Consider the following 26,330-nt stretch of genomic DNA (forward strand, 5'->3'; position numbering starts at 1 on the left):
CACAGCGCCTCGCTGTGTGCGCGTCAGATCTGTGCTGATCAGGGTGCGCCCGGCAGCGTAGGCGCCATGAACAGCGAGCACTCACCCACCTCCACGGCGACGGCCGCAGCGCTCAGTACGGCAGAAGTGGGCACCACGACGGACGAGTTCACCATGCGCTTCAGCTCGACTCCGCGGGGTGCCCGCCTCGCCCGCCGCCTGGTCGCGGACCGGCTCGACGCGTGGGGCCACCCCCACACGTCCACCGCCAACGAGACGCTGACGCTCATCACGGCGGAGCTGACTGCCAACGCCGTACGCCATGGCCACGTGCCCGGACGGGACTTCGAGGTGCGGCTCACCCGCACCGGTGGGGTGCTGCGCGTGGAGGTGACCGACACGCGCGCCGAACGCGTACCACCGCTGTCCCTCGACGAACCAGCAGGCGACGCCGAGACCGGTCGGGGCCTGCTGCTGGTCGCGGCACTGGCCGACGCATGGGGGACCATGCCACGCGTGAACGCACCCGGGAAGACCGTGTGGGCGGCGTTGGCGCTTTGCTGACTTGGTGTCACCTGCTGCACCTGGCGCCGGCCAGCCGCCCTCGAGACGAGCGGGGGCGGCCTCGGTTCAGTGGAGAGGATTCCTCCCACCGAGGCTCCGCACCACGAAGGTCATGTGCTGGGTGTTTCCCACCTGGTTCCACGTGGAGTGGTTGCCGGTACTGACGGAGCCTTCGGTCCGGTCGCGTAACCACTGCTCGCCCGCTCCCGCTTCCACGCCTCGGAAGTCCGGGAGTCCGGTGAGGCAACGCGCGGCCTCCCGGTTGGCGTCGTCGTACTGCTTACCGTGCGGCACCTTGGACAGGTGGTAGGAGCGGGCGGCGGTGTAACGGAGGATGCCCCAGGGAGGGCCTCCGCCGCGCGCGGGCGGGGTCTTGGTTACGTACGTGGCGGGATGGATCCCGTAGTCGCCGTAGCGCAGTCGGGGCAGGTACGAGCGTTCGCTGTGCCGAATCTCGTGCCAGGTCTCCCAGTCCGTGCGCGGGGCCTCGTACGGGACGCCTTCCCGGAAGTCGTCGGGCGGTTCGGGGAATCCGCCCGCCACGACGGTGATGGTGTGCCATGAGGCGAGCGGGATCAGGGTGTCCAGGGCGCGCAGGGCCTCCTTGGCGGCGTCTGGGCGGTCGGGCAGGACGGTGGCGAGGTCGAGAAACAGGTCGGCGGGATGGCCCGTGGGCAGTCGGTCGAGCAGCGCGGCGACGTCCGAGGCCGTGCGGTCGTTCCAGTCGCCGGGGAGCCGTACGCGGATACCCAGTCCGTCCTCGCGGTGTCGGGCTGCGGCAAGAGCGAGGGACTGTTGGGCGCCGGGGCGGCCGGGTCCGGTGACCGGCCGCAGGTTGCGGTGGTCCCACCACTCGGGGATCAGGACGTCGGCCAGGACCGCTGCTTCAACGTCGTCGGCGAAGGGTGCATCCAGCCAGGCGGACCCGAGGCGCTGTGCGGTGGAGATGTCCCCGGCCTCCTTGGTCAGGCGTTCGGCCAGTGGTTTCGGCAGCATGCCGGGGTGGGGAGGCAGCGTCCACAGCGGGGCGATCTGGCGCTGTACGTCCGGCGCCAGCGCGCGGTAGGCGGCTGCCGCGTGCGGCCGGGTCGGCAGGACGGGAACGTACAGCGGTACGACGGACATGGCGTTCCCCCTCGGCCCTGCCCGTGCTCGGTTCTTCCTGCGCTTCCTTCGTCTTCGTTCAGGGTGAAACCAGCACGGAAAGCCCGAAAGAGCGCCATTCAGCCACGGTTTGGCGAGGGCAGGGTTGTCGCGGCCACCTCTCGGCGGGAACGGTCCGCCGGTGTACCCGTCCCGTCACACACTGTCCGACCTGCCATATACGGTTGATCCGCACCACACGGGGCAACCGCTGCCACGCGAGCGTCCCGGGATCCACGGACGAAGGGGAGCGTCGTGAAACCCACTCTGGCCGCCGCGCAACTGCGGGGCAGTCTGACGCAGTACCTCACGACGACCTACGCGCTGGCCGACGACGACACCCGTCGGGCCCTTGAGCGGTTCCTGGGGGACCCGGAGTCGGGGATCTTCCGGGGTCCGTATCTGCGGATCAGGACGCCGTTCCACAAGGCGGACGACGGGTGGGAGCGGCATCTGGAGTGGCAGCCCGGGTTCACGCCGTGGCGGCACCAGGCCAAGGCGTGGCAGCGGCTCAGCACGCTGGGCGGCAGGGAGGCCGAGCCGACGCTCGTGACGACCGGCACGGGTTCCGGAAAGACGGAGTCGTTCCTGGTGCCGGTGCTCGACCACTGCCGACGGCAGAAGGCTCTCGGGCGGCGCGGTGTGAAGGCCGTCCTGCTGTATCCGATGAACGCGCTCGCCACCGATCAGGCGGGCCGCATCAGCGACTACCTGACCGCGCCCGACCTCGCCCAGGTGTCCGCGGGTCTGTACATCGGCGACCGGCCGGACACCGACTTCCGGCGGGTCATGACCCGGCGCGAGGAGATGCGTGTCTCCCCGCCGGACGTGCTGATCACCAACTACAAGATGCTGGACCTGCTGCTGCAGCGCGGTGAGGACCGGGCGCTGTGGGAGGGCGCGGACGTCGCGTACGTGGTGCTGGACGAGTTCCACACCTACGACGGCGCGCAGGGCACCGACGTGGCCATGCTGCTGCGCCGGCTGGCGACGGCGGTCGGCGCCGCGCGGCCGGACCGGCCGCTCGGGCGGATCTGCCCCGTGGCGACCTCCGCGACGCTCGGGGCGGGGCGGGCGGACACACCCGCCGGGGGCATCCTGGACGTTGCGGCGCAGGTGTTCGGCATGCCGTTCACGGCGGACGCAGTCATCGGCGAAGAGCGGATGACCGCCAAGGAGTTCACCGGCGAGGTCGACTACGCGCTTCCCGAGCCGCCCACTCCGCAGGAGGTCATCGCGGTGTCGGGCGGCATCGGGGTGGAGGCGAAGCCGGATCTGCTGGACCTGGACGGGCTCGCCGCCCGCATGCTGGGGCGGCAGGGCCTCGACGCATTCCGTATCGGCCGTCTGCTGAAGCGGCACGACTTCACGCAGGGCGTGCTCGCGCTGCTCGACGGTGACCCGCTGGACGAGTGGGGCCTGCGGGACCGGCTCGCGCGCTTCGGTTACGCCTGGGGGCGCACCGCCCGGGAGAACCCGCAGCTGGTCCTGCAGGCCCTGGCCCGTTTCGTGGCCTTGCTGTCCGCCGCCCGGGATCCCGACTCCGACGAACGGCGTCCGCGTCCCCTGCTGCACGTGGAGGCCCATCTCTGGGTGCGGCCGGTGACGCGTGTGCTGCGCGGGGTCGGCCGGACACCGGAGTTCCGCTGGTACGAGGACGACCGCGCGCAGGCCCGGCGCGCCGCCCTGGCCGCGGCTCCGCCGTCGGACGAGGAGGACGGCCCCTCCGCGGGCAGTGGGTCCTCAGCCGGGGCGAACCGGCCGCAGCCCCTGGCGGGCACGGATACGGCGGTACGCCCCGCCCAGGTCCACCTACCCGCCGTGTACTGCCGCGCCTGCGGGCGCTCCGGCTGGGCCGCGCTGTCCCCGGAGGCCGATCCGCAGCAGCTCGTCATGGCGCAGGACCGGATTTGGCGGGCGGGTGTCGGCCGGGACAAGCGCCGCATCCGTTACTTCGTCTCCGCGACCGAGCCGGAGCGGCGCCAGGCACTCGACGCGCTGGCCGGGCGACTGCCCGCGGGCGGCGGCGTTGATCCGCTCTCCGTGGTGGTACTCGACGGGGCACAGGGCACCTACCGGCTGCCGACGGCGGGAGATGACGGGGACCTGGTGGACGCCTGGTTCGCGCTCGCGCTGCTCGACAAGAAGACCGCCGACAAGGCGGCCAGGGACGACCGCTGCCCGGCGTGCAACACCGACAACAGCATCCGGTTCCTCGGTACGACGCAGGCGGCGCTGGCCTCGGCCACAGTCACCCAGCTCTTCACGGGCGGGGACATCGCGCTGGTACCGGAGGAACGCAAAACACTGCTGTTCAACGACTCCACGCAGGACGCCGCGCATCGCGCCGGATACGTCGCCAACGCCTCGTACAAGTTCTCGCTGAGGTCGCTGCTCGCGCACAACCTCGACGACTCCGGAGCGGCGACCGCGCTCAACGACCTGATCGGCAACGTACTCGACTCGGTGGACGACCCCGAAGCGCTGGCCGCCGTCGTACCGCCGGATCTGCACGACGAGCCTGGTGTCGACCGGGTGCTGTCGGGGCGCGGAACCGGCGACGCCCGTACCTGGCGGCTGATCGGTGAACGGCTCGCGTTCGCCACGGTCATGGAGTTCGGGCTGCGGTCACGGCTGGGCCGCACCCTGGAGCTCACGCGGACGGCCGCTGCCGAGGTCGTCGTCGAGAACCCTGAGCGGGTCACCGACCTCGCGCGCGATCTACACCTCGCGCTGCCGGGACAGATGGTGATGGCGGGCGGTCTCCCCACACCCGAGCGGTATCTCGCCTACGTGCGAGGCCTTCTGGAGCGGCTGCGCCTGCGCGGCGCGGTCCGGCACCGGTGGCTCGAGCAGTGGATGCGGGAGGCCGGCGCCGACCGGTTCCTGATCAGCGGCCGGCGGCCCGATGGCATGCCCGCTTTCCCGGAAGGGGTCGCCCCGCCGAGGTTCCTGCTGGACGGGCAGAAGGACAGGACAGAGTTCGACGTGGTCACAGGTCGGCAGGCCTGGTTCCAGGACTGGACCCGCCGCTGCCTCGGACTGGACGCCGCCGGGGCCACCGAGTACCTCCGTCGGCTGCTGCCTGCCCTGGCCGACGAGCACGTGCTCAGCGTCCGGACGGCGAAGGACCGCACCACGCGCGTCTACGGCCTTCAGCCCGGCCACATCCAGGTGCGGCTGCTGGACGACTCGATCGTCAACAAGGCGTTCGTGGCGTGCGAGGACTGCGGCTGGCAGCAGGTCGTACCGCCGGAGCGGCGCACCCGCTGGTACGGCCATCCGTGCCCGCGCTACCGGTGCAAGGGATACCTGACGCCGCCGCAACCGGGGATGCGCCTCATGGCACCGTCCGAACCGCGCGGCGGCAGCGGGGGCGTCACCGGCGCGGGCTTCGGTGCTCTCCAAGAGCGCGACTACACGAACGACTACTACCGGCGGCTGTACCTGACCGGTGGCACGTTCCGTGTCGTGACGGCCGAGCACACCGGCATGCTGACCCGTGCGCAACGAGAGCAGGTCGAGCGGACCTTCCGCGCCGGAACGCACTACACCGACCCGAACGTTCTGTCCTGCACGCCCACGCTGGAACTCGGCATCGACATCGGCGACCTGTCGGCCGTACTCATCGGCTCACTGCCGAAGGGCCCCGCCAACTATGTGCAGCAGTCGGGCCGCGCGGGACGCAAGACCGGCAACGCGTTGGTCGTCGCCTTCGGCGGACGCCGGGCCCGGGATCTGTACTACCTGGACCAGCCGCGAGAGATGATCGCCGGCGACATCGTGCCGCCGGGCTGCTATCTGTCGGCGGTGGAGATCCTGCGCCGCCAGTACACGGCGTGGCTGCTGGACCTCGCCGCGCGAGGCGGGCTCAGGACCGCGGACGGCGAACAGTTGCAGCCGGTGCCCCGGCTGGCCTCCGCTCTCTTCGGTACGACGGGTTGGTGCCAGGACCTCGCGGATGCCGCACAGACGCACGGGGCGACACTCGTCGAGCAGTTCCTGGCCCTGTTCCCCGAGGGCGGGTCCCCCGTACAGGGCCAAGGTGACTCCGCCGCGCGGGACGGTGACGACGCCGGGGTGTCCGCGCACGCCGCCGACGCACTGCGGGAGTACGCGACCGGCGGCATCGTGCGTGCGCTCCAGGAGGCGGAGGAGGACTGGACGGGGCGGCGGGAGGAGTTGCGGCGCAGGATCGCCGCGATCGACGAGGCCGTCGACTCACTGGCCCGCACGGACGAGGTCCAGGACCGGGAGCGGCGGGAACTGCTCGCCGAGCGCCGCAGCACCGGCGATCTGCTGCGGGACCTGAGCCGGACCAGCGCGCACGGCACCCTCGTAGAGCTGGGTCTCCTGCCGAACTACAGCCTGGCCGACACCACGACCCAGCTGGAGGCCATGCTGTACTGGTCCGAGGTCCCCTCGGACACCGACGAGACCGCCGAGGCGCCCGGCGGGACCGACGCGCCAAGAGAACACCGAACTCCCGCCGGTACGCCTCGCGTCTACCGCAGCGAGACCCGCGACTACGAGCGCTCCCGCAAGATCGCCCTCACCGAACTCGCCCCGGGCAACAGCTTCTACGTCAACGGCTACAAGCATGTGGTACGCGCCCTCGACATCGGCAGCCCGGAACGCCGTGCGTGGTCGGTGTGGCGCCTGTGTCCGTCCTGCGGATACGTGCGCACACGCGACGCCCAGACCGACACCTCGCCCTGTCCGCGCTGCGACGGGCGCGAGATCGCGGACGCGGGCTGTGTCCAGTACGTGCTCCAGCCGCGCCGGGTCGTGGCCCGCGACAAGCGGGACGACGCACGAGTGCGCGACGACCGCGACGAGCGTGCCCGCAGGCAGTACGCAGTCCTCACCACCGTGGACATCGATCCCGCCCACCTGGCAACCGGTTCCTGGCGGCATGACACGGCGACCTTCGGCGTGGACTTCTCCCGCCGAGCTGTCATCAGAACGCTGAACCTGGGACTCGACCGGCAGGATGGCAGCTCAACGGTTCCGCTGGCGGGCGAGGACGTCCGGATCAACCCCTTCTATGTCTGCACGAGTTGCGGCGGCGCGACGGCAGACGGTCGGCCGGTCGTCGACCAGTCGCAGCACGCGCTGACCGAATCGGGGGCCGCGGCCACGAAGGGGAGCGGCCACCATCTGCTGTGGTGCCCTCGTCGGCGCACTCAGAGCTCCGGGCACGGCGAGAGGCAGGGGGCGGGGCAGGACGTACCGCTGCTGCTGGCCCACGAGTTGACCACGGAAGCCGTGCGGATCCTGCTGCCCGCCTCCGTGACACGGGCCCGGGAGCGACTGGCCTCCTTCACCGCGGCGCTGTTCGCCGGTATCGCGGCGCGCTACGGCGGCGACCCCGACCACATCGAGATCGCCGCGGCCTCGATGCCGGACAGCCCGGAACAGCTCGGCTCCGACTTCCCGCGGCGCTTCCTCGTCGTCTACGACCGGCTACCCGGCGGCACCGGCTATCTGCACCGGCTGGCATCCGCGGCCGGGTTCCGCGAGGTGCTGCTGAAGGCGCGCGAGGTCATCGAGAACTGCCCGTGCCAGCAAAAGGAGTTGGACGGCTGCCACCAGTGCCTCCTGCGCAGGGTGCCCCCGTCGGACTACGACCGGGTCTCCCGTCGCGAGGTGCAGTCCATGCTGGACGAACTCCTGGGCGCCGACGGCGAACGCTGGCAGACCTCACCGGTCTCGACGACCCGCCAGATTCCGCTGGAACAGCAGGCGGAGAGTGACCTGGAGGTCATGTTCGTCGACACGCTGGAGGAGTGGGCCAAGCAGCCCGAGTCCCGTGCGGCGGCGGACACGTACACCACCCCGGCGGGCACCCGGGCGCTGGATCTGCGGCTGACGACCGGCGACGGAGCCACCGTGAGCTGGCGGGTCTCACAGCAGCGCGTCCTCGACGGGACCCGGCCCGACGTGCTCTTCGAGCGGCTCGACGCTCCCGGTCCACGGCTCGCCGTCTATCTGGACGGCTACCGGTATCACGCGACCCCCGAGCACAACCGTCTCGCGGACGACGCGACGAAACGCGCCCGGCTGCGGGCCGACGGACTGCGGGTGTTCCAACTGACGTACTACGACGTCAAGGAGTGGCGGCGCCGCGTCCGCGACACCGGCTATGCCGGAGTCGCCTCGGTCGATCCGGTGTGGATGCCCTACGACCCGGCGGCGCAGAACCGGGCACGCTCCTACTACGCCCAGACCCGGGGCGGGCTGCCCGGCGAGCTGTCGGAGACCGTCTGGGTCAACCCGGCCGAACTGCTGCTCGCCTACCTCCGCGCCCCTGACGCGCAACAGTGGCACCATCGCGCCGAAGCCACCGTCGCCGGCCTCATCGGTACCCCTGGCCTACGGGACACACCGGTCGAGGCGGAAGCGGTCGGCCGAGTTGTCGAGGCGGCATTGCGCGACGAGGTCGTGCACGAACAGAAGGGGCCTGTGCGCGTCCTGGTGGCGACGGACAGGTCTGGATGCCGGCTCGTCCTGGTCGCCGACGTGCGGCACCGGCCGCCGACATGGACGGCGCTGACACTCCTGGACGACAGTGCCCACGCCGTTGCGGAGGAGAAGACCCACAAGCGGCGTTGGCAGGCATGGCTGTACTGGAGCAACGTGCTGCAGTTCCTGGAGCACGGCGGGGGCGACAGCGCACAGCTCACCACCACACTGCTCGACGGCTTCACCGCCGACGTGCTCACCGTGACCGGCGGCCAGGGGTGGCTGTCCTCGACGCGGATCACGCCGGTCGTCAACGGCGAGCCTCAACGGGCGTCGGACACCCTGCCACCGGTTGCCGTGACCGCCGGACTGCCCGCAGTACCGGCGAGAACAACCGAGGAGCCACGGTCCGAAACCCGGCCCGAGCGGGACGGCGCCTGGGACGCGGTACTGGAGTACGTGGACCCCGACGAAGCCGGCCTGGCCGAACTGGCCCACGCACTCGCAGACCTGGGCGTTCCCGCGCCTGAGGACGGCTTCGAACTCGACGAGCACGGCTGGCAGGCCGAACTGGCCTGGCCCGACGCCCGGCTCGGCGTGGTGCTGGCGCCGCAGGGAACGTCCGAGGAGCCGGATCACGAGGCACAGGACCGTGACCGTGCCTTCGCCGCCGCCCGCTGGGACGTACGTCCGGCGGGCGGGTGGACCGCGGAGGAGATCGCCGGACGCCTCGGCGTCGCTGCCGCGCGGACTCACGACGGCAGTCCTACAGGGGCGGGGCGGCGTGACACCGGCACGACCAAGAACGACAAGAACGAGAACGAAGACGGGGAGTTGGCATGACGAGGACCGGGGGCGTGACGCTGCGCCTGCTCGACAAGGCGGACAAAGAGATCCTCCGGCTCCCGCGCACGGTCAAGGGCGCGCTGTTCGACTTCCAGCACAAGTTCAAGGAGAACCCTCGAACCCCGGGGCTCAAGCTCAAGCAGCTCAAGGGCGACAGTCGAATCTGGTCCGCTCGGATCAACGACGAGTACCGCGCCCTCCTGCTCAGACTGGCCGAGGACGACTGGCTCATCGTCTCGGTCAAGCACCGCAAGGAGGTATACGACCGGCTGGCGTACGGAATCAACACCGTCACCGGCGGCATCGAGTACGTCGACCTCCAGGTGGTGGAGGACAGCGTGCTGCGGCGCATCCCGCCGCAAGGGCCGTCGCCCGCCGCCCCGGCCGTCCCAGCCCCACCCACCGAAGCCCAACCGCTCGCCCCCGAGCCGCTGTTCGCCGCCTGGACCGACGGGCAGCTGATCGAGCTGGGCGTGGCCGAGCCCCTGGTTCCGGTCATCCGCTCCCTCACCACCGATGAGCAGCTCCTCGGTCTGATCGAGTACGCACCGCAGCTCACCGGCGAAGTCCTGCTCGCGCTTTACGACGGAAAGCCCTTCGAAGAGGTACGGGACGAGGTCACCGCCCCCGTCGCGGCTCCGGAGCCCGTCGACACCGAGGACTTCCAGACCGCCGCCGAACGGCCGGCCACCGTTGTCACCACGTCCGACGACGCGCTGCGCGAGGCGCTGGAGGCAGGGGACTTCGGCCGCTGGAAGGTCTTCCTCCACCCTGCTCAGTCCAAGCTGGTCGAGCGCCGCTACTCCGGTCCCGCACGGGTCGGCGGCGGCCCCGGCACCGGGAAGACCATCGTTGCCCTGCACCGCGTCCGCCACCTCGTGTCCCAGCTGGCGCCCGGTCACAGCAAGCCGGTGCTGCTGACCACCTACAACAAGAATCTCGCTGCCGACCTGCGCTCCCGCCTCCTGGAACTGGGCGGTGAGCTGTTGCTGTCGCGGGTGGAGGTGAGCCACGTCGACCAGCTCGCGCTGCGCGTCGTAAGGGAAGCCGAGCCCGGCAGCCGCAAGCAGACCATCGACGACAGCCAGGCCGTACGGGAATGGCGGGCGATGCTGGACGAACTCGGCGAGAGCGGCTGGGACGCGGAGTTCCTGCACGACGAGTGGACGCAGGTGATTCTCGGACAGGCAGTCGGTACCCGCACCGACTACTTCCGGGCTCGCCGGGCCGGACGCGGCAAGAACATCGGCCGGGCGGACAGGGCCGCCATCTGGCAGCTCGCCGAACGCTTCACGCAGCGTCTGGACCGGCTCGGGCGCCAGACGTGGGACCAGGTCGCCGAACGGGCCGCCCGTCTGGAGATAGGGCGCGAGCAGCGCATCCGCGCCATCGAACGGCAGCGGGAGGAAGCGGGCGGTCTGGATAACATCCACCTCCAGGACGGCTCCGGCGGCTGGCTCCGCTACCGGTACCGGCACATCGTGGTCGACGAGGCTCAGGACCTGCGCCCCGCGCACTGGAAGATGCTGCGCGCCATGACCGCCCGCGACGCGGATGACCTGTTCCTGGTGGGCGACACCCACCAGCGCATCTACAAGAACCAGGTGACGCTCGGCAGCCTCGGTATCAACATCCGGGGCCGGTCCGCGAAGCTCAGCCTCAGCTACCGCACAACACGGCAGATCCTGCGCTCCGCGCTGGAGGTGCTGGGCGAGGAGACCTACGACGACCTCGACGGGAACTCGGAGACCCTCGCCGGATACCGTTCCGTGCTCAGCGGCAGCGCACCCGGCATGCACCCGTGCACGGACTGGCAGACGGAACGCGAAGCGATCGCCGCACACATCCTGGCCTGGGACGCCCACCCGGACGAGCGGATCGCACACGAGCAGATCGCCATCTGCGTTCCCACCAATGTGATGGCGAGTGAGCTGGGAAACACCCTCGGGGAACACGGCATCCGGGCCCTGGAGATCGGTGCCGACGGCGCGCGGGGCGAACCCGGAGTTCACATCGGGACCATGTTCCGGTTCAAGGGGTTGGAGTACCAGCGCATGATCATCGCCGGGGTCAGCGACGGCCTGGTCCCCCGCGAACAGGTCAACCAATTGCGTCAAGTGGACCCAGCCCGCTACCGGAGGGAACTCCAGCGGGCGCGATCCCTGCTGTTCGTGGCGGTGACCCGGGCTCGCGACAGCCTCGACATCTTCTGGCACGGCATCCCGAGCCCGTTCCTACGCCGCCTGCTTCCTAAGAGGTGAGCAGTCGGGGAGTGGCACCCTGAAGGAGCGGCGCGTCCTGGGGAGTTTCTCCGGGGGTGCCGTTCTGGGAGGAGCGGCAGACGAGTCGGGCTGTACGCCGGGTTCTGTTCCCAGGGTTCCTCGCGGGCCCCTGGGCGACGGCCATCCATCTACGACCGGCGTTGCCGCCGGCCTCCTGCGGTCTACCCGCGGACTCGGGCGGGCAGCCCTCGAACGTCCGCGCAGGAGCACCGGGGTGCTCCCTCTTGACCTTGCTCCGGGTGGGGTTTACCTAGCCGCCTGAGTCACCTCAGGCGCTGGTGGTCTCTTACACCACCGTTTCACCCTTACCGAGGACCGAGGTCCCCGGCGGTTTGCTTTCTGTGGCACTGTCCCGCGGGTCACCCCGGGTGGCCGTTAGCCACCACCCTGCCCTGTGGAGCCCGGACGTTCCTCGGGAAGCCCCTTCAGGGACTCCACGCGGCCGTCCGCCCGGCTCGTCTGCCGTGTCGACCATGTTACCGGCCCGCGGGGTGCGGCCGTCGCCAGTACCGATCCGGCAAGGATCAGGACGAACGCCGCCAGCACCCCCGCCGTCAGGGGCTCGTCCAGGAACAGCGCCCCCGCCGCCACCGCGACCGCCGGATTGACGTACGTGAAGACCGTCGCCCGCGTCGGGCCCACCTCCCTGATCAGTTCCAGGAAGGCCACGAAGGCGACCGCCGTGCAGATCGCGCCCAGGGACGCCAGGGCCGTCAGGGTCCCGGCGGACGGCATGGCGGAAGGCCAGGTCAGCGCCGCCGCGGGGGCGTAGACCAGCGCCGCCAGGGTCAGGCACGCCGCCGTCAGGTGGAGGGACGGCACGTCCCTCAGCCACCTCGCCGCGATCAGCGGTGCCGTCGCGTAGCCCAGTACCGTCAGCAGCACCTCCGCCAGGGAGCGGGCATCGCCGCCGGTCAGGTGCGGGACCGTGAGGGTCGCTACGCCGGCCAGGCCCAGGGCCAGGCCGGTCAGGCGGCGCAGGCCGAGGTGTTCCGTGGCGCCGAAGAAGCGGGCCAGGGCCACCCCGACGATCGGAACGCCCGCGATGAGCAGGCCCGCCGTCGAGCTGGAGAGGTGGCGCTCGGCGTCGGTCAGGGTCCACCAGGGGCCGATGATCTCTATGCAGGCGAAGGCCAGCAGGGGGCGCCAGTGCGTCCGTATCGTGCGGGGCAGGCCGCCCTGGCGGAGTGCGAAGGGGAACAGGAGCGCGGCGCCCAGGGCGCATCGCGTGAACACCACCATGGACGGGGAGACCTCCTCCACCGCCACCTTGATCAGCAGATACGGGATGCCCCAGACCACGCTCATCAGGGCGAACAGGAACCAGCCGCGTGCAGTCATGCGGCGAGTTTCGGCCCCCTCACCGCCTGCTGTCTTGAACGCTGTTGCGGTACGCCGCCGGGGTCACCCCGAGTACGCGGCGGAACCATCGCGTGAGGTGCGCCTGGTCCGCGAAGCCGACCATCCCGGCGACCTCGGCCGGGCGCAGGCCCGTCTCCAGCAGGCCGCGCGCCCTGCTCACCCGGTACTGGGCCAGCCAGGCGTACGGCGGTATCCCCATCGTCGTACGGAAGGCGCGCAGGAGCTGGTAGCGGGAGAGGCCGAGGTCGGTGGCGAGGGACGCGAGTGAGGGTGGGGCCGTGAGTTCGTCGGCCAGGCGGTCGCGGACCGTCCTCGCTATGTGGCCCGCGCCCGCGACGGTGTCGGTCGTCGCCCGGGCGGTGGAGTGGCGGCGGGTCAGGGCTGTCATGAGCCACGGGATGCGGGACTCGGCCTCCAACGGGTCGGGGCAGGCGGCCAGTTCGGCGTGCGCGAGGCTCAGGGCAGCGGCCAGTTCCGGGTCGTCCAGGAGGGGGGCGTGGAAGTATGGGACGGTGCCGAGGGTGCCGTCCGTCAGGAGCGACGGCTCGGCGTACAGGGCTCGGTAGGCGTAGCCGCCGGACTCGGCCGGGCCGCCTGTGTGCATCTCGCCGGGTGCCAGTACGACGATGGAGCCCGGGCCGGGGCGGATGCGGCCACCCCGGTAGTCGATGACCTCGCTGCCGCCGAGGCAGACGCCGATCGTGAACTCGTCATGAGCGTGCGGGGCGTAGACGTGCCGGTCGAAGCGGGCGGTCAGCAGATCGAGCGGGGGGCCGTCCTGGCCGAGCCGCGCCCTGGTCCACAGCGCCTCTTCCCTCACCACGCACCCCCTCGCTCCGCCTAGCAGTGCAACGCAGGCGGCCTCAGAGAAAGTCCGCCGTGTCCAGGTCGAAGGCGAAGGGCTCGGGCAGGGCGAGCGGTTTACCAAAGGCTACGGCGCGCAACTCCTGGTAGTCGGCCGACTTCGGGTCGCTGAACAGCGTGACCCACGAGGTCTCTCGGTCGACCAGCAGGTAGAGCGGGATACCTCCGCGGGCGTAGCAGCGGCGCTTGGCCTCACGGTCGGTCTGCGGCCTCGACGACGTGACCTCCAGCACCATGGCGACTCCTTCACACGGCATCCAGGGATCGGCCCCCCGGTAGAGCCTCAGCTCCTTGGGAGCGAACGTGCCGTCCGGGATCACGTGGTCTTGGGGGTAGCCCTCCGCATTCTTCAGCTTCAACCCCTTGTTCCCGGAGAACTGCATGTCGGTCTGAGACCGCCGATGCAACTGACCCACGATGCGGCTGACGCAGTGCTCGTGATGACCGTCCGGCAGCGGGGCCACGGTGACTTCCCCCTCGACCAGCTCCACGCGGAGGCCCTCCGGGGCCTCAAGGTCGACAATCCACTCCAGCAGGAGCTTCTGGGTGATCGGATCCTGTGCCATGGCGTCCATGGAACGCCCTTACAGCAGCTCACCGGCACGGAACAGTGGCAGGTCACCTGTACGGGAGTCCGCCGGAGGCAGCCGCTTGACCCCGCCGCAACGTCAACGTCTCTACTGATCCCATGCGGATCGGAGAACTCGCCGCCGCCGTCGGTGTCACCACCCGGACGGTGCGGCACTACCACCATCAGGGGCTGCTGCCCGAGCCGGAGCGGCGGCCCAACGGCTATCGGGACTACACGCTGCGGCATGCCGTCGTGCTGGCGCGGATCCGGCGGCTGACCGAGTTGGGGCTCGGGCTCGCGGAGGTGCGGGACGTGCTCGCGGAGGAGGCCGGGAAGGATCTTGTCGAGGTGCTCACCGAGCTCGATGAGGATCTTGCCCGGCAGGAGGACGCCATCCGGGAGCGGCGGGCGCGGTTGCGGGCGCTGCTGGCGACGGAGGGCGCGGTGACCGCCGAGGGGCCCGTGTCGCCCCGGCTCGCGGCCCTGTTCCAGGACATGGCCCACGTCGTCTCCGACTCCCCCATGGCCGCCAAGGACCGCGAGATGCTCGCGTTGATCGAGGCCACGGCCGGCCCCGAGGGGCGGGAGCAGCTCGTGAGCGCGTTCGGGAAGGCCTTCGCCCGGCCCGGCGGCAAGGATCAGGTCCTCGCGGCCTACTCGCTGCTCGACGACCTCGCCGAGGCCGACCCCTCCGACCCGCGCGTGGACGACGCGGCCCGCGCCCTGGCCGACTGTCTGCCCCCCGACCTGCTCCCGGAGCGGCCGGACGTCGACCCCGACAACAGCTTCCTGCGCGCCTTCTACGCCGACTTCGCCCCGGCACAGGCCGAGGCGATCCGCCGCACGCTGCGGATCCTCACGGAAGGGCACGGGCCATGACGCGGACCGCGCTCACTCTGCTGCGGCACGAGCTGCGGCTCGTCGTCAGCCTTTGGTTGTGGGTGGCCCGGCGTCGGCACGGGCTCGGTGACGGCACCGGCTTCGGGTACGCGCGCGGGCAGGGCACGATGATGCTGGGGTTCGGATTCGTGATCGTGATCGAGTCGATCATGATGTCCGTGCTGCTGCGCAACCACCCGGCCGTGCAGCGGGTGTGGTTCATGGTGGACATGTACACCCTCCTGGTCGTCATCGGGATGCACGCCGCCTCCGTCGTGCGGCCGCACGTCCTCGACGCCGGCTTCCTGCGCGTCCGCCGTGGCGCGCACGTCGATCTGCGCATACCGCTGGAGAAGATCGCGCACGTGCGTCGTGAGCTGCGCACCACCCATGAGCGCGCCGCCGGCGAACTCGACCTCGCCATCGGCGCACAGACCTCCGTCACGCTCGAACTCGCCGAGCCCGTCGCCCACTTCACCTTTCTCGGCCGTCGGCGCGACATCCACCTCGTCCGCTTCCACGCCGACGACGCCGACAGTCTCGTCAAGGCGGTCACACGGGCTCGAAGCGCACCTTCGCCGCTCCCGGATCCGCCTGTGTGAGGCGGACCCTGAGCCGCTCCCCCAGCGGTAGCGCGTCCATGCCCTCGATGCCCTCGATGCGGCCGATGATCGCCGGGGACTCCAACTGCACGGTCCCGACGGCCGGTCGGCGCTCCTCCACCTCCACCACCCAGCCGTCGAACACCTCCCCCACCCGGTCCTTCAGCAGCGCCGCCTCCACGATGTCGACGCACTCCCGCTCGACCGTGCCCGCCCGCCGGGTGCCCTCGGCCATCCGGGCCGGCAGCGCGTCGAGGGCGGCCGGCACCCACTCGGGCACCGGCCGGCCGGCGGCGGCCGCCAGGCAGATCTCGGACGCGTACCGGTCGGCGAGGCGGCGCAGCGGGGCCGTGCAGTGGGCGTAGGGGGCGGCCACGGCGGAGTGGGTGGTGAGGGGCGGGAGGGCACCGCCTGTGAAGACCGTGTAGCCGGCGCCGCGCAGCAGTGTCGTGCACTCCTGGAGGAAGGCCGCGTGGTGCGGGCGGTGCGGGTCGAGGGAGCGGACCAGCGAGGCGTACGAGACGTGGTGCGGCCAGTCGATGTGCAGGGCGTGGGCGGTACGGCGGAGGCGGCCGACCGCTCCGTCGGGGGCGGCTGGGAGGGTGCGCAGGATGCCGGTGCCGCCGGCCAGCATCAGGTCGGCGGCGGCAATGCCGGTCAGCAGGGAGATCTGGGAGTTCCAGCCGTCGGCGGGGAGCGGGGCCCGGTACGCGAGCTCGTAGGCGTGATCGCGCTCCACGATCTCCTGCTCCGGCACGCTGAGCGAGATCCCGCCCCGCTCCACCTCCAGCCGCTCCCGCAGCTCGCCGATCTCCTTCAGCAGCGCCAGCGGTTCCTCCGCCGTCCCGGCGTCGATCTCCCTCTGCACAGCCGCGTAGTCGAGCTTGGCCCGGCTGCGGACGAGGGCCCGGCGGACGTCGACGGCGAGCGTACGGCCGTCCCCGTCCAGGTCGATCGTCCAGAGGACGGCGGGGCGGTCCCGGTCCGGGAGCAGGCTTGCCGCGCCCTCGCTCAGCGGCTCGGGGTGCAGCGGGATCCGCAGGTCCGGGAAGTAGAGCGTGGTCACCCGCCGGTGGGCCTCCCGGTCGAGCGGGCCCGACGGTACGACGAAGGCGGCGACGTCCGCGATGGCGTACCGGACGCGGTAGCCGGTGCCCTGCCGGGACAGGTGCATCGCCTGGTCGAGGTCGGTGGAGGTGGGCGGGTCGATGGTGAGGAAGGGGATGTCGGTGGCGTCGTACGACGGGAGGACGGGAGCTTTCGCGGCTCGCTCGGCCTCCGCCAGCGCCTCGGGCGGGAAGCTCCCGGGGATGCCGAGCTTGGTGCGCAGCTCGGTGAGGGCGGCCCGGAGGGGGGCCTCGGGGGCGCCGGTCACTCGGATGTGGCGGCGGGGCATGAGTCGAGCGTAGGGCGAGGGTCGTCGGCGGGCACGCCGTACGCTGTGGCGGAGTTCGACTGAAGGAGTACGTGTGCTTGTCCTGCTGCCGCCTTCCGAGGGGAAGGCCTCGTCCGGTCGGGGTGCCTCGCTGAAGCTGGAGTCACTGTCCCTGCCGGGACTCACCGAAGCCCGTGAGGCCGTCCTCACCGAGCTGGTCGAGCTGTGTGCGGGTGATGAGGACAAGGCACGGGACGTACTCGGGCTCAGTGAGGGGCTGCGGGGCGAGGTCGCCAAGAACGCCGGGCTGCCGACGGCGGGTGCGCGGCCGGCCGGGGAGATCTACACCGGGGTGCTGTACGACGCCCTCGACCTGGCGTCGCTGGACGCCGCCGCGAAGAAGCGGGCGACTCGGTCGCTGCTCGTGTTCTCGGGGCTGTGGGGAGCCGTGCGCGTCAACGACTGTATCCCCTCCTACCGCTGCTCGATGGGTGTGAAGCTGCCCGGCCTCGGGGCGCTCGGGGCGCACTGGCGGGCGCCGATGGCGGATGTGCTGCCCGAGGCGGCCGGGGACGGGCTGGTGCTGGATCTGCGGTCGTCGGCGTACGCGGCGGCGTGGAAGCCGAAGGGCGAGGTGGCCGGGCGGACGGCCTCGGTACGGGTGCTGCACGCGCCGACGCGGAAGGTGGTCAGCCACTTCAACAAGGCGACCAAGGGGCGGATCGTACGGAGCCTGCTGACAGCGGGTGCCGCGCCCAAGGGTCCGGCGGAGCTGGTGGAGGCGCTGCGGGACCTCGGGTACGAGGTAGAGGTGGAGGCGCCCGGGAAGGCCGGGAAGGCGTGGACCTTGGATGTGCTGGTGGCGGAGATCCACTAGGCCACTATTGCAGCATGCGCAACGACCTTTGCGCATGCTGCTAGCCCTGGGCAGGATGAGGCCATGACCTCCGTCCTGGATCTCGCGCCCGTCGTCCCCGTGGTCGTGGTCGACGACCCCTCCGACGCCGTACCGCTGGCCCGGGCCCTTGTCGCGGGCGGGCTGCCCGCCATCGAGGTGACGCTGCGGACGCCGGCCGCCCTGGAGGCGATACGCGAGATCGCCGGCGCCGTACCGGACGCGGTGGTCGGGGCGGGCACGGTGATCACGCCGGGGCAGGTGATGGACGCGGCCGCGGCGGGGGCGCGCTTTCTGGTCAGCCCGGGCTGGACGGACGTACTCCTGGACGCCATGCGGGCGTCCGGGGTGCCGTGTCTGCCAGGGGTGTCGACCACGTCCGAGGTGGTGGCGCTGCTGGAGCGCGGGGTGCGGGAGATGAAGTTCTTCCCGGCCGAGGCGGCGGGCGGCACGGCGTTTCTCAAGTCGCTGTACGGACCGCTGCCGCAGGCCCGGTTCTGCCCGACGGGCGGGATCGGTCCGGCGTCGGCGCCCGGCTATCTCGCGCTGCCCAACGTCGGGTGCGTGGGCGGGAGTTGGATGCTTCCGGCGGACGTGGTGTCGGCGCGTGACTGGGGGCGGGTCGAGGCGCTGGCGCGGGAGGCGGCCGGGCTCAAGGGTTCAGGCGCGCAGGTGTGAGGTGTCGTTGAGGAGCCGTACGCTCGCGTTGCCGTCGGCGTAGTACGCCACCGCCGAGAGGGAGGCCGCCGAGAGTTCCATACGGAACAGGGACTCGGGCGGGGCGCCCAGGGCGAGGCGTACGAACGTCTTGATCGGGGTGACGTGGGTGACGAGGAGGACCGTGCGGCCCGCGTACGCCGCGATCAGCTTGTCGCGGGTGGCGGCGATGCGGGTCGCGGTGGCCGCGAAGCTCTCGCCCTCGCCGGTGGGACGGGCCTCGGGGTCGGCCAGCCAGGCGGTGAGGTCGCCCGGGTAGCGCTCGCGGACCTCGCCGAAGGTGAGGCCCTCCCAGGCGCCGAAGTCGGTCTCGCGCAGGCCGTCGTCGATGCTCACGTCGAGGCCGAGGCGGGCGGCGACGATGCCGGCGGTCTCCCGGGTGCGGGCCAGCGGCGAGGCCACGACGGCCTGGATGGTGCCGCGCCGGGCGAGGGCGGCGCCGACGCGCTCGGCCTGTTCCCGGCCGACGTCGGAGAGGGACGGGTTCGTGCCGCCGCTGCCGGAGAACCGCTTCTGGGGGGTGAGGGGGGTTTCGCCGTGCCGGAGCAGTACGAAGGTGGCCGGCGCTCCCATGTCGGCGGGACCCCAGCCGGTCGAGGGCGCGGCCACGGTACGCGCGGCCCGTACATCGGCCTCGGCCCGGGCCACGGCCTCGGCCCCGGCCTCTCCCGGCCGGCCGGACGGCTGAGGCTCCGCCTCGGTCACCGCGGCCCTCGCCGCCCTCGCGTCAGCCGCCTCCAGTTCCGCCATGGAAGCCGCGGCCGACCACTGCTCTCCCCGCTTGCCCGCGTCCATCGCCTCGTTGGCCAGCCGGTCCGCGTGCTTGTTCTGCTCGCGGGGGATCCACTCGTACGTCAGCTGCGGGGCCGGGAACACCCGCGCCGCCTCCGCCGCCAGCGGCTTCATGTCGGGGTGCTTGATCTTCCAGCGGCCCGACATCTGCTCGATGACCAGCTTGGAGTCCATGCGGACGTGGACCGTGGCCGTGGGGTCGAGTGCGTGCGCGGCGCGCAGGCCCGCGAGCAGGCCCCGGTACTCCGCGACGTTGTTCGTGGCGACGCCGATGTACTCGGCCGCCTCGGCCAGCGTCTGGCCCGTCGCCGCGTCGATGACGACCGCTCCGTAGCCCGCGGGCCCCGGGTTGCCCCGTGACCCGCCGTCGGCCTCGACGATGAACTCCCGCACGACCAAAGCCCCTTACCGACCGGGTCCTAGAGACCCGACTCCGCCGTACGCACCAGGATCCGGCGGCAGTTCTCACAGCGCACCACCGTGTCGGGCGCCGCCGCGCGGACCTCGCTAAGCTCGGTGATGGCGAGCTCCTGGCGGCAGCCCTGGCAGGTGCGCTGGTACAGCTTGGCCGCGCCGATGCCGCCCTGCTGCTGGCGCAGCTTGTCGTAGAGCTTGAGCAGGTCCGCGGGGACCGACCCCGCGATGACCTCGCGCTCCTTGGCGACCGTCCCCAACTCGCTGTCGATCTCCTCGAAGGCGGCGTCCCGGCGGGCGGTCGCGTCGTCGACCTTCCCCTGGACGGCACCGACCCGCTCGGTCAGCTCGGCGACCCGCTCCTGCGCGGACTCGCGGCGCTCCATGACCTCCAGGACGACGTCCTCCAGGTCGCCCTGCCGCTTGGCGAGGGAGGCGATCTCGTGCTGGAGGTTCTCCAGGTCCTTGGGGGAGGTGACGGCGCCGGAGTCGAGGCGCTGCTGGTCGCGGGCGGCGCGCTGGCGCACCTGGTCCACGTCCTGTTCGGCCTTGGTCTGCTCGCGGGCGCAGTCGCTCTCCTCGGTCTGCGCGGCCACGAGCAGGTCGCGCAGCTGGGTGTGGTCCTTGGTCAGCGACTCGATCTCGGCGTGCTCGGGCAGCGACCTCCGCCGGTGCGCGAGCTGCTGGAGGCGGACGTCGAGGGCCTGGACGTCGAGAAGTCGGATCTGGTCGGCCGGCGCGGCGTTCAGTTGGGGGCTCCCGTGGTTCTAGTGGGCGGGTTGGACGCCGCGTGGGCGGTCCAGGGGTCGGTGACCGTCTTCGAGACGTGGACGCGCAGGTCCCATCCGTTGCGGTCGGAGATCTCGTCGAGCTGGGCGGCGGCCAGCTCGCACCAGGGCCATTCGGTGGCCCAGTGCGCCGCGTCGAGCAGCGCGAGAGGACTGTGGGACACGGCCTCGGATGCCGGGTGGTGGCGCAGGTCCGCGGTGAGGAAGGCGTCGACGCCGGCCGCCCGCACCTGGTCGAAGAGGCCGTCGCCGGAGCCGCCGCTGACGGCGATCGTGCGGACCGTCGCCTCGGGGTCGCCGGCCACGCGGATGCCCTGCGCGGTGGCGGGCAGCCGCTCGGCGACGCGGGCGGCGAGTTCGCGGACGGTGAGCGGGTGGTCCAGCTCGCAGACGCGGCCCAGGCCCCTGCGCCCCTCCGGGTCGGTCGGGTCCAGCACCAGGGGCCGTACGACGCGCAGGTCCAGGGCGCCGGCGAGCGCGTCGCTGACTCCCGGGTCCGCCGTGTCCGCGTTGGTGTGCGCCACGTGCAGCGCGATGTCGTTCTTGATGAGCGTGTGGACGACCCGGCCCTTGAAGGTGGAGGCCGCGACCGTCGTCGTACCGCGAAGGTAGAGGGGGTGGTGGGTGACCAGCAGGTCGGCGTCCAGCTTCACCGCCTCGTCCACGATCTCCCGGACCGGGTCGACGGCGAACAGCACCCGGGAGACCGCCTGGTCGGGATCGCCCACGACGGTGCCGACCGCGTCCCAGGACTCGGCCCGCTCGGCGGGCCACAGGTTCTCCAGCGCGGCGATGACTTCAGACAGACGGGGCACGAGGGACAGGCTACCTGGCTGGTCCGTACGGCTGTACCGGCGCCGGAGCGGCCGGAGCGACTCCCCGGTGGCCGTCCGGCGCCACCACGGCTCCGTTCAGCACACGCACCCCCGTTTCCTCAGGCGAATCGTTCCTCTGCCACCCCTTTGTGTGAAGCGGAACCTTCCCGGTCCCACGCCTGTGCGTGCGAAAACTAGCTTCGTCACTGGAGGTGACCGGACCATGACGGCCTGTGCGATCGAGTCGGCGGCGGAGCACGAGGACGGCGACGCGCCTCGGGCGGGATGCGCCATCACGGCGGACGGTTCCTACGCCGCGCGTCTCGCACCGGCGGGCGACTGCTGGTTCCCGGAGCGCTGGACCCTGGACGGCCCCGAGCCCTACGCCGTGCCGCTGCCCTCCCACCAGCCGGAGGAGCCCGGCACCGAGGTGCAGCCGATGGGCGACGGGCGGGTCCTCATCCGCCGCCCGACCGATGGACGGCATGTGTTCTCGCTGCTGTACCCGACCGGGCCCGGCACGGGTGAGCTGCTGCTGGGCGCGGTCCAGTGCCCGGAGGAGGGGACCCGGCTGCGGATGCTGCCTCCGGCGCCGGGCGGCGACAAGGCCTACGCCCTCGCCGTGGGCCGGCGTTCCAGCGCGGTGTGGCTGGTCGCGGGGGGCGCCTTCGGGCCGGAGCACCTCGCGCAGATCCCGGGGCGCTGCTCGGGTGGAGTGTGGCTGGACCGGGAGGGGCGGATGCTGGCCCTCGACCGGGAGTCCGGGGGCCGTACGAAGGCGGTGGTGGTCGATCTGGGGCGGGGCGGCGAGGTGTCGCCGCTGCTGCAGATCGCGGACGACAGCGACGACCGGGTGCTGCTCGCCGACCCGGACAGCGGGCTGCTGCTGATCCGCTCGGACGCCCCCTCGCCGGGGCAGGAACGGTTGGGCTGGGGCGTGCTGGGCAGCACCCTGCCGGTGCGCTTCCCGGAGTGCCTGCGGATGCCGGAATGCGCGGTGACGCCGTTCGCGATCCAGCCGGGGCAGGTGCTGACGCCGGAGAGCTGCGGGGTGGCGCTGCGCGTCGACGGGCCGGTCGGCAGCTGGGTCGGGGTGTGGCGGCCCGCGGAACGGCAGGTGTGTCATCTCGCGGCGCCCGAAGGGTGGTTGGCGGGCGCCGGGTGGTGGACTCGGGACGGAGTGCTCCAACTGCCGTATGCCACGGCGGAGGTGCGGTGCGGGGTGGCTCGGGTGGGGGTGGCCGCCGGGGAGGAGTTCTCGTCGGCGGCGGAGGCCGAAGCACCCGGCGCGACACCGGAATCCACGGTGTCCGAGCCCGCGGAAACGGAGCCTCCGCGTCCCGTCGCGCCCCGTCCTGTGCCCTTGCAGCAAGCCCCGTTGGGCGGTCTTGTAACGAACTAGTGGCGGTTGGCGTGGCCGTCTGGATTCGGCCCATGGTCGGCCGGTTAAACTCGCCCGGCTGTAAGAAAGATCATGTTGACGGGGTGAGTTTTCCGATGAGCAACGCCAGCACGACCCAGCCGGGGCCGGCCGACGTTCACGACGTTCAGAAGGTCTCCGGCCGCGGCAGGCACCGGGGCCCGGTCTCGGCCCAGGACGGCGAGACGGCCCCGCGCGGCCGGCATCGCAAGCCGGCCGAGGAGAACGAGACGGCGGCCTGACGCCGACGCCGCGCGGCCCCGCCCCCACCATGAGGGGCGGGGCCGTTCTCGTATCTGCCCATGGCGGTTTTGTCTCTACGCCTTTTACACCCTTACACCCTTTACGCCCTTTTCAGTCCGAGCACTTCCGCCGCCGCGAACGTCTCCCCCGCCGGCCGCTCCGCGTAGTGCGGTGTGAGCAGCGCGTCCAGCTCGTCGTAGGTGAAGGTGTCCTGCTTGCTGTCGAACTTGGCGGCCACCCGTGGCCGTTCGACGATCGCCACCATGCCGCCGTGCACGACGAGCAGCTGGCCGTTGAGCCGGGCGGCGGCCGGGGCGGCCAAGTAGCCGACGAGTGGGGCGACATGCTCGGGGGCGAGCGGGTCGAGGCCGTCCTCGGGCCGTTCGAGGCCCGCGAAGACGTCCTCGGTCATACGGGTGCGGGCGCGTGGGCAGATGGCGTTGGCGGTCACGCCGTACTTGGCGAGCGCGAGGGCGGTGGAGGTGGTGAGGCCGACGATGCCGCCCTTCGCCGCCGCGTAGTTGGGCTGCCCGGCGGATCCGGCGAGGAACGCCTCCGAGGAGGTGTTCACGATCCGCCCGTACACCGGCCCTCCCGCCGCCTTGGACCGCTCACGCCAGTGCGCGGCGGCGAACCGGGTGGTGTTGAAGTGCCCCTTGAGGTGCACCCGGATCACCGAGTCCCACTCCTCCTCCGCCATGGAGAAGACCATGCGGTCGCGCAGGATGCCCGCGTTGTTGACCAGGATGTCCAGCTTGCCGAACTCGGCGATCGCCAACTCGACAAGCTCACCGGCCTGTTGGAAGTCGGCGACGTCCCCGGTGTGCGCGAGCGCCTTGCCGCCCGCCGCACGGATCTCGGCGGCGACCTGCTCGGCGGGGCCGGCGGAGGCATCGCCCGAGCCGTCCCGGCCGGGTTGCCCGTAGTCGTTGACGACGACGGCGGCGCCGAGCCGGGCGAGTTCGAGCGCCTCGGCCCGGCCGAGCCCGCGACCGGCACCGGTCACCACGGCGGACAGCCCTTCGAGTGGCAGCGACACGAATACCCCCGTCAGATCTCGATGCAGGTGCGCAGTGCCGTGCCCGTGCGCATCTGGTCCAGGGCCTCGTTGATCTCGGCCAGCGGCACCCGGTGGGTGATCAGGCCGTCCAGGTCGATACGGCCGGCGCGCCACAGGGCGATCGTCCGCTCGTAGGAGCGCAGGACGTCGCCGCCGCCGTACATGGACGGCAGGATGCGCTTCTCGTCGAAGAACAGCTCGAACATGTTGAGCTGGAGGAAGTCGTCCATGGCGCCGGCGCCCACGACGACGAGGGTGCCGCCGCGCCGGGTGTTCTCGTAGGCCGTGCGGGCGGTGGCGGACCTGCCGACGACCTCGAAGACGTAGTCGAAGCCCTCGCCCGCGGTGACCTGCTGCTTGGCGTCGGCCAGCCCGTCCGGGGAGACGGCCCTGGTGGCACCGAACCTGAGCGCGGCCTCGCGGCGGGAGGCGACCGGGTCGACGGCGACGATCTCGGCGGCGCCCCTGAGCCTCGCGCCCTGGATCGCCGAGATACCGACGCCTCCGCAGCCGATGACGGCGACCGACGAACCGGCTTCCAGATCCGCGGTGTTGAGTGCCGCGCCGAGCCCGGTGGTGACGCCGCAGCCGATCAGGGCCGCGATGTCGAAGGGCACGTCGTCGGGGATCGGCACCGCGCAGCCCGCGTCGACCACGGCCTCCTCGGTGAAGGTGCCGGTGCCCGCGAAGCCGAAGAGGTCACCGCCGGGGCGCTTGAAGTTGGGGGTGCCGGCGTTCATGAACCCGGCCAGGCACAGCTCGGTCTGACCACGCTTGCACGCGGGGCAGGCACCGCAGGCGGGCAGCCAGCACAGGACGACCCGGTCGCCCGGCTTCAGATGCCGTACGCCTTCCCCGACTTCGAGGATCTCCCCGGCACCCTCGTGGCCGGGGACGAAGGGCGCGGGCTGGGGCAGTACGCCGTTCATCGCGGACAGGTCCGAGTGGCACAGCCCGGTGGCCCGCATCCGGACCCTCACCCGGCCGGGGCCGAAGCCCACCGCCTCGACGTCGTCGAGGACCTCCAGCTTGTCCTGGCCGATCTCGTGCAGTACGGCTGCGCGCATGGTGCGGCTCCCCTCAGGTCATGCGGAGTTCAGGAGTGTTCGACGACGGTGTCGGCGAGAACGGGCGTGTCGTCCCGCTCCACCGAGCTCACGGCGACCCGCACGGCCCCGCCCCCGGGCCACATGCGGATCCGCAGGGCCTCCCCCGGGTATACGACCCCGGCGAACCGGGTGACGTAGGACCGCACCCGCGTCACATCCCCGCCGAGCAGTGTGTCGACGACCGCCTTGAGGGTCATGCCGTAGGTGCACAGCCCGTGCAGGATGGGCCGTTCGAACCCGGCGACCTTGGCGAACTCCGGGTCGGCGTGCAGCGGGTTCCAGTCGCCGGAGAGGCGGTAGAGCAGGGCCTGGTCCTCGCGGATCGGCCGTTCGACGGTACGGGCGGGCTCACCCTCGGGGGGTGCGAGGCGGGCGGAGGGGCCCCGGTCGCCGCCGAAGCCGCCCTCTCCGCGGATGAAGATCTGGGCGTCGTTGGTCCAGAGCGGGCCCTCGGCGTCGGCGACTTCGGTGCGCAGCACGAGGACCGCCGCCTTGCCCTTGTCGTACACGGCGGGGACGCTGTGGGTCGCGGTGGCGGTGCCGGCCGCCGGGATGGGCCGGTGGACGACGAGGGCCTGCCCGCCGTGCAGGACGCGGGCGAGGTCGACCTCGATGCCGGGCATCGACAGTCCGCTGATCACGCCGGGCGAGCCGGAGCCCGCGACGGTGGCGAAGCTCGGCAGGACGTGCAGCCGGGACTCCAGGGTGTAGCGCAGTTCGTCGGGGTCGGTGGCGGGGACGCCGGCACCGATGCCGAGGTGGTACAGCTGGACGTCCTTGGAGTTCCAGGAGATCTCGTCGGTCCGGGGCTCGGCGGCGAGAGCCTTGGCTGCGTCGATGGGCATACGGCTCCTGACGGTGGCGGGGGTCAAGACCTCGGTACGGCCGTCCGCACCGTCGGCCGCACCGAGGTCGTCACGGGCCGTTCTAGAACGCGTTCCAGTCCGGCGCCCTCTGTATAGCCGAGCGCTCCGCAGTTGTGAAGGCTTCTGACGCCGTGTCAGGTCGGTCGGAATCCCGGTCCACGCCCGGCTCGGTCGCCCATGACATTTGTCCTGCGGAATCGCGTACAGCCGCCACTGCCGCGCGGCGGTCCGGGTCCGTACCGTCGATGTCATCGGTTCGTACCGACAGGGGGCAGGGGC

General features: G+C 71.7%; 19 protein-coding genes, 1 other RNA gene and 1 pseudogene. 9 read left to right on the top strand and 12 right to left on the bottom strand.

Going from position 1 to position 26,330, the window contains the following annotated elements; genetic code table 11:
* The first annotated feature begins 66 nt into the window (after positions 1-66).
* Positions 67-543 carry an ATP-binding protein gene (locus ACZ7NC_RS25690; RefSeq protein ID WP_471491585.1) on the top strand — a complete coding sequence of 159 codons (477 nt, stop codon included), beginning with the start codon at positions 67-69 and terminating at the stop codon, positions 541-543.
* 66 nt (positions 544-609) lie between these two features.
* Here the strand turns inward: ACZ7NC_RS25690 and ACZ7NC_RS25695 are convergent, their stop codons facing one another.
* Complete coding sequence (locus tag ACZ7NC_RS25695; RefSeq protein ID WP_471491587.1) at positions 610-1,668, bottom strand: beta family protein; 1,059 nt, start codon at positions 1,666-1,668, stop codon at positions 610-612.
* Positions 1,669-1,941: 273 nt separating this feature from the next.
* On the opposite strand from ACZ7NC_RS25695, the gene ACZ7NC_RS25700 reads away from it, so the two are divergent.
* Both ACZ7NC_RS25700 and ACZ7NC_RS25705 read left to right on the top strand, forming a co-directional pair.
* On the top strand, positions 1,942-8,994 hold the full coding sequence (locus tag ACZ7NC_RS25700) for a DEAD/DEAH box helicase (protein WP_471491589.1): 7,053 nt from the start codon (positions 1,942-1,944) through the stop codon (positions 8,992-8,994).
* A complete protein-coding gene (locus tag ACZ7NC_RS25705) occupies positions 8,991-11,258 on the top strand; it encodes a UvrD-helicase domain-containing protein (RefSeq protein ID WP_471491591.1) in 2,268 nt (755 codons plus the stop codon). The genes ACZ7NC_RS25700 and ACZ7NC_RS25705 overlap by 4 nt, the downstream gene beginning before the upstream one ends.
* Before the next feature lie 77 nt (positions 11,259-11,335).
* On the opposite strand, the gene rnpB is transcribed toward ACZ7NC_RS25705, so the two are convergent.
* The 4 genes and pseudogenes from rnpB to ACZ7NC_RS25725 form a co-directional block, all read right to left on the bottom strand.
* Positions 11,336-11,737: RNase P RNA component class A (gene rnpB, locus ACZ7NC_RS25710), an RNA gene on the bottom strand.
* A 103-nt stretch (positions 11,738-11,840) separates the two neighbouring features.
* Positions 11,841-12,620: pseudogene (locus ACZ7NC_RS25715) on the bottom strand (DMT family transporter); the annotation flags it as partial.
* A gap of 19 nt (positions 12,621-12,639) precedes the next feature.
* Positions 12,640-13,461: a helix-turn-helix domain-containing protein gene (locus ACZ7NC_RS25720; RefSeq protein ID WP_471491714.1), complete on the bottom strand. Its 822-nt coding sequence runs from the start codon at positions 13,459-13,461 to the stop codon at positions 12,640-12,642.
* A 43-nt stretch (positions 13,462-13,504) separates the two neighbouring features.
* Entirely contained in the window at positions 13,505-14,080 is a 576-nt protein-coding gene (locus tag ACZ7NC_RS25725; protein WP_471491593.1) for a Uma2 family endonuclease, read from the bottom strand.
* A 113-nt stretch (positions 14,081-14,193) separates the two neighbouring features.
* Between ACZ7NC_RS25725 and ACZ7NC_RS25730 the strand changes: the two genes are divergently transcribed.
* Positions 14,194-14,955 (top strand): MerR family transcriptional regulator, encoded by a 762-nt coding sequence (locus tag ACZ7NC_RS25730; protein ID WP_471491595.1) that lies wholly within the window; start codon positions 14,194-14,196, stop codon positions 14,953-14,955.
* Complete coding sequence (locus ACZ7NC_RS25735; protein WP_471491596.1) at positions 14,952-15,557, top strand: hypothetical protein; 606 nt, start codon at positions 14,952-14,954, stop codon at positions 15,555-15,557. The genes ACZ7NC_RS25730 and ACZ7NC_RS25735 overlap by 4 nt, the downstream gene beginning before the upstream one ends.
* On the opposite strand, the gene ACZ7NC_RS25740 is transcribed toward ACZ7NC_RS25735, so the two are convergent.
* The gene (locus ACZ7NC_RS25740) at positions 15,508-16,953 is read right to left on the bottom strand and encodes an RNB domain-containing ribonuclease (protein WP_471491598.1); all 1,446 of its coding nucleotides are present in this window, start codon (positions 16,951-16,953) and stop codon (positions 15,508-15,510) included. The two genes, ACZ7NC_RS25735 and ACZ7NC_RS25740, sit on opposite strands and share 50 nt — an antisense overlap.
* 73 nt (positions 16,954-17,026) lie before the next feature.
* Between ACZ7NC_RS25740 and yaaA the strand changes: the two genes are divergently transcribed.
* Together yaaA and eda are read left to right on the top strand one after the other, a co-directional pair.
* The gene (yaaA, locus tag ACZ7NC_RS25745; RefSeq protein WP_471491599.1) at positions 17,027-17,809 is read left to right on the top strand and encodes a peroxide stress protein YaaA; all 783 of its coding nucleotides are present in this window, start codon (positions 17,027-17,029) and stop codon (positions 17,807-17,809) included.
* 63 nt (positions 17,810-17,872) lie between these two features.
* Positions 17,873-18,505 carry a bifunctional 4-hydroxy-2-oxoglutarate aldolase/2-dehydro-3-deoxy-phosphogluconate aldolase gene (gene eda / locus ACZ7NC_RS25750; RefSeq protein ID WP_471491600.1) on the top strand — a complete coding sequence of 211 codons (633 nt, stop codon included), beginning with the start codon at positions 17,873-17,875 and terminating at the stop codon, positions 18,503-18,505.
* Here the strand turns inward: eda and ACZ7NC_RS25755 are convergent.
* The 3 genes from ACZ7NC_RS25755 to ACZ7NC_RS25765 are packed head-to-tail and all read right to left on the bottom strand — an operon-like array spanning position 18,488 to position 21,353.
* Positions 18,488-19,729 carry a bifunctional RNase H/acid phosphatase gene (locus ACZ7NC_RS25755; protein ID WP_471491602.1) on the bottom strand — a complete coding sequence of 414 codons (1,242 nt, stop codon included), beginning with the start codon at positions 19,727-19,729 and terminating at the stop codon, positions 18,488-18,490. The genes eda and ACZ7NC_RS25755 overlap by 18 nt on opposite strands.
* Before the next feature lie 26 nt (positions 19,730-19,755).
* Positions 19,756-20,499, bottom strand: coding sequence for a zinc ribbon domain-containing protein (locus tag ACZ7NC_RS25760; protein WP_471491716.1), 744 nt, complete (start codon positions 20,497-20,499; stop codon positions 19,756-19,758).
* Positions 20,496-21,353 (bottom strand): Nif3-like dinuclear metal center hexameric protein, encoded by an 858-nt coding sequence (locus ACZ7NC_RS25765; protein WP_471491604.1) that lies wholly within the window; start codon positions 21,351-21,353, stop codon positions 20,496-20,498. Before ACZ7NC_RS25765 ends, ACZ7NC_RS25760 begins: the two co-directional genes overlap by 4 nt.
* A 223-nt stretch (positions 21,354-21,576) precedes the next feature.
* Between ACZ7NC_RS25765 and ACZ7NC_RS25770 the strand changes: the two genes are divergently transcribed.
* The gene (locus ACZ7NC_RS25770) at positions 21,577-22,755 is read left to right on the top strand and encodes a hypothetical protein (RefSeq protein WP_471491606.1); all 1,179 of its coding nucleotides are present in this window, start codon (positions 21,577-21,579) and stop codon (positions 22,753-22,755) included.
* Positions 22,756-22,850: 95 nt separating this feature from the next.
* A complete protein-coding gene (locus tag ACZ7NC_RS25775; RefSeq protein ID WP_471491607.1) occupies positions 22,851-23,015 on the top strand; it encodes a hypothetical protein in 165 nt (54 codons plus the stop codon).
* A 101-nt stretch (positions 23,016-23,116) separates the two neighbouring features.
* Here ACZ7NC_RS25775 and ACZ7NC_RS25780 read toward each other — a convergent pair whose 3' ends face one another.
* The 3 genes from ACZ7NC_RS25780 to ACZ7NC_RS25790 are packed head-to-tail and all read right to left on the bottom strand — an operon-like array spanning position 23,117 to position 26,030.
* Positions 23,117-24,055 carry a 3-oxoacyl-ACP reductase gene (locus ACZ7NC_RS25780; protein ID WP_471491609.1) on the bottom strand — a complete coding sequence of 313 codons (939 nt, stop codon included), beginning with the start codon at positions 24,053-24,055 and terminating at the stop codon, positions 23,117-23,119.
* An 11-nt stretch (positions 24,056-24,066) separates the two neighbouring features.
* Positions 24,067-25,143, bottom strand: a complete 1,077-nt coding sequence (locus ACZ7NC_RS25785; RefSeq protein ID WP_471491611.1) for a Zn-dependent alcohol dehydrogenase — start codon at positions 25,141-25,143, stop codon at positions 24,067-24,069.
* Positions 25,144-25,172: 29 nt separating this feature from the next.
* A complete protein-coding gene (locus tag ACZ7NC_RS25790; protein WP_471491613.1) occupies positions 25,173-26,030 on the bottom strand; it encodes a MaoC/PaaZ C-terminal domain-containing protein in 858 nt (285 codons plus the stop codon).
* Positions 26,031-26,330 lie beyond the last annotated feature (300 nt).

The sequence above is a fragment of the Streptomyces sp. NPDC111802 genome, from assembly GCF_055634335.1.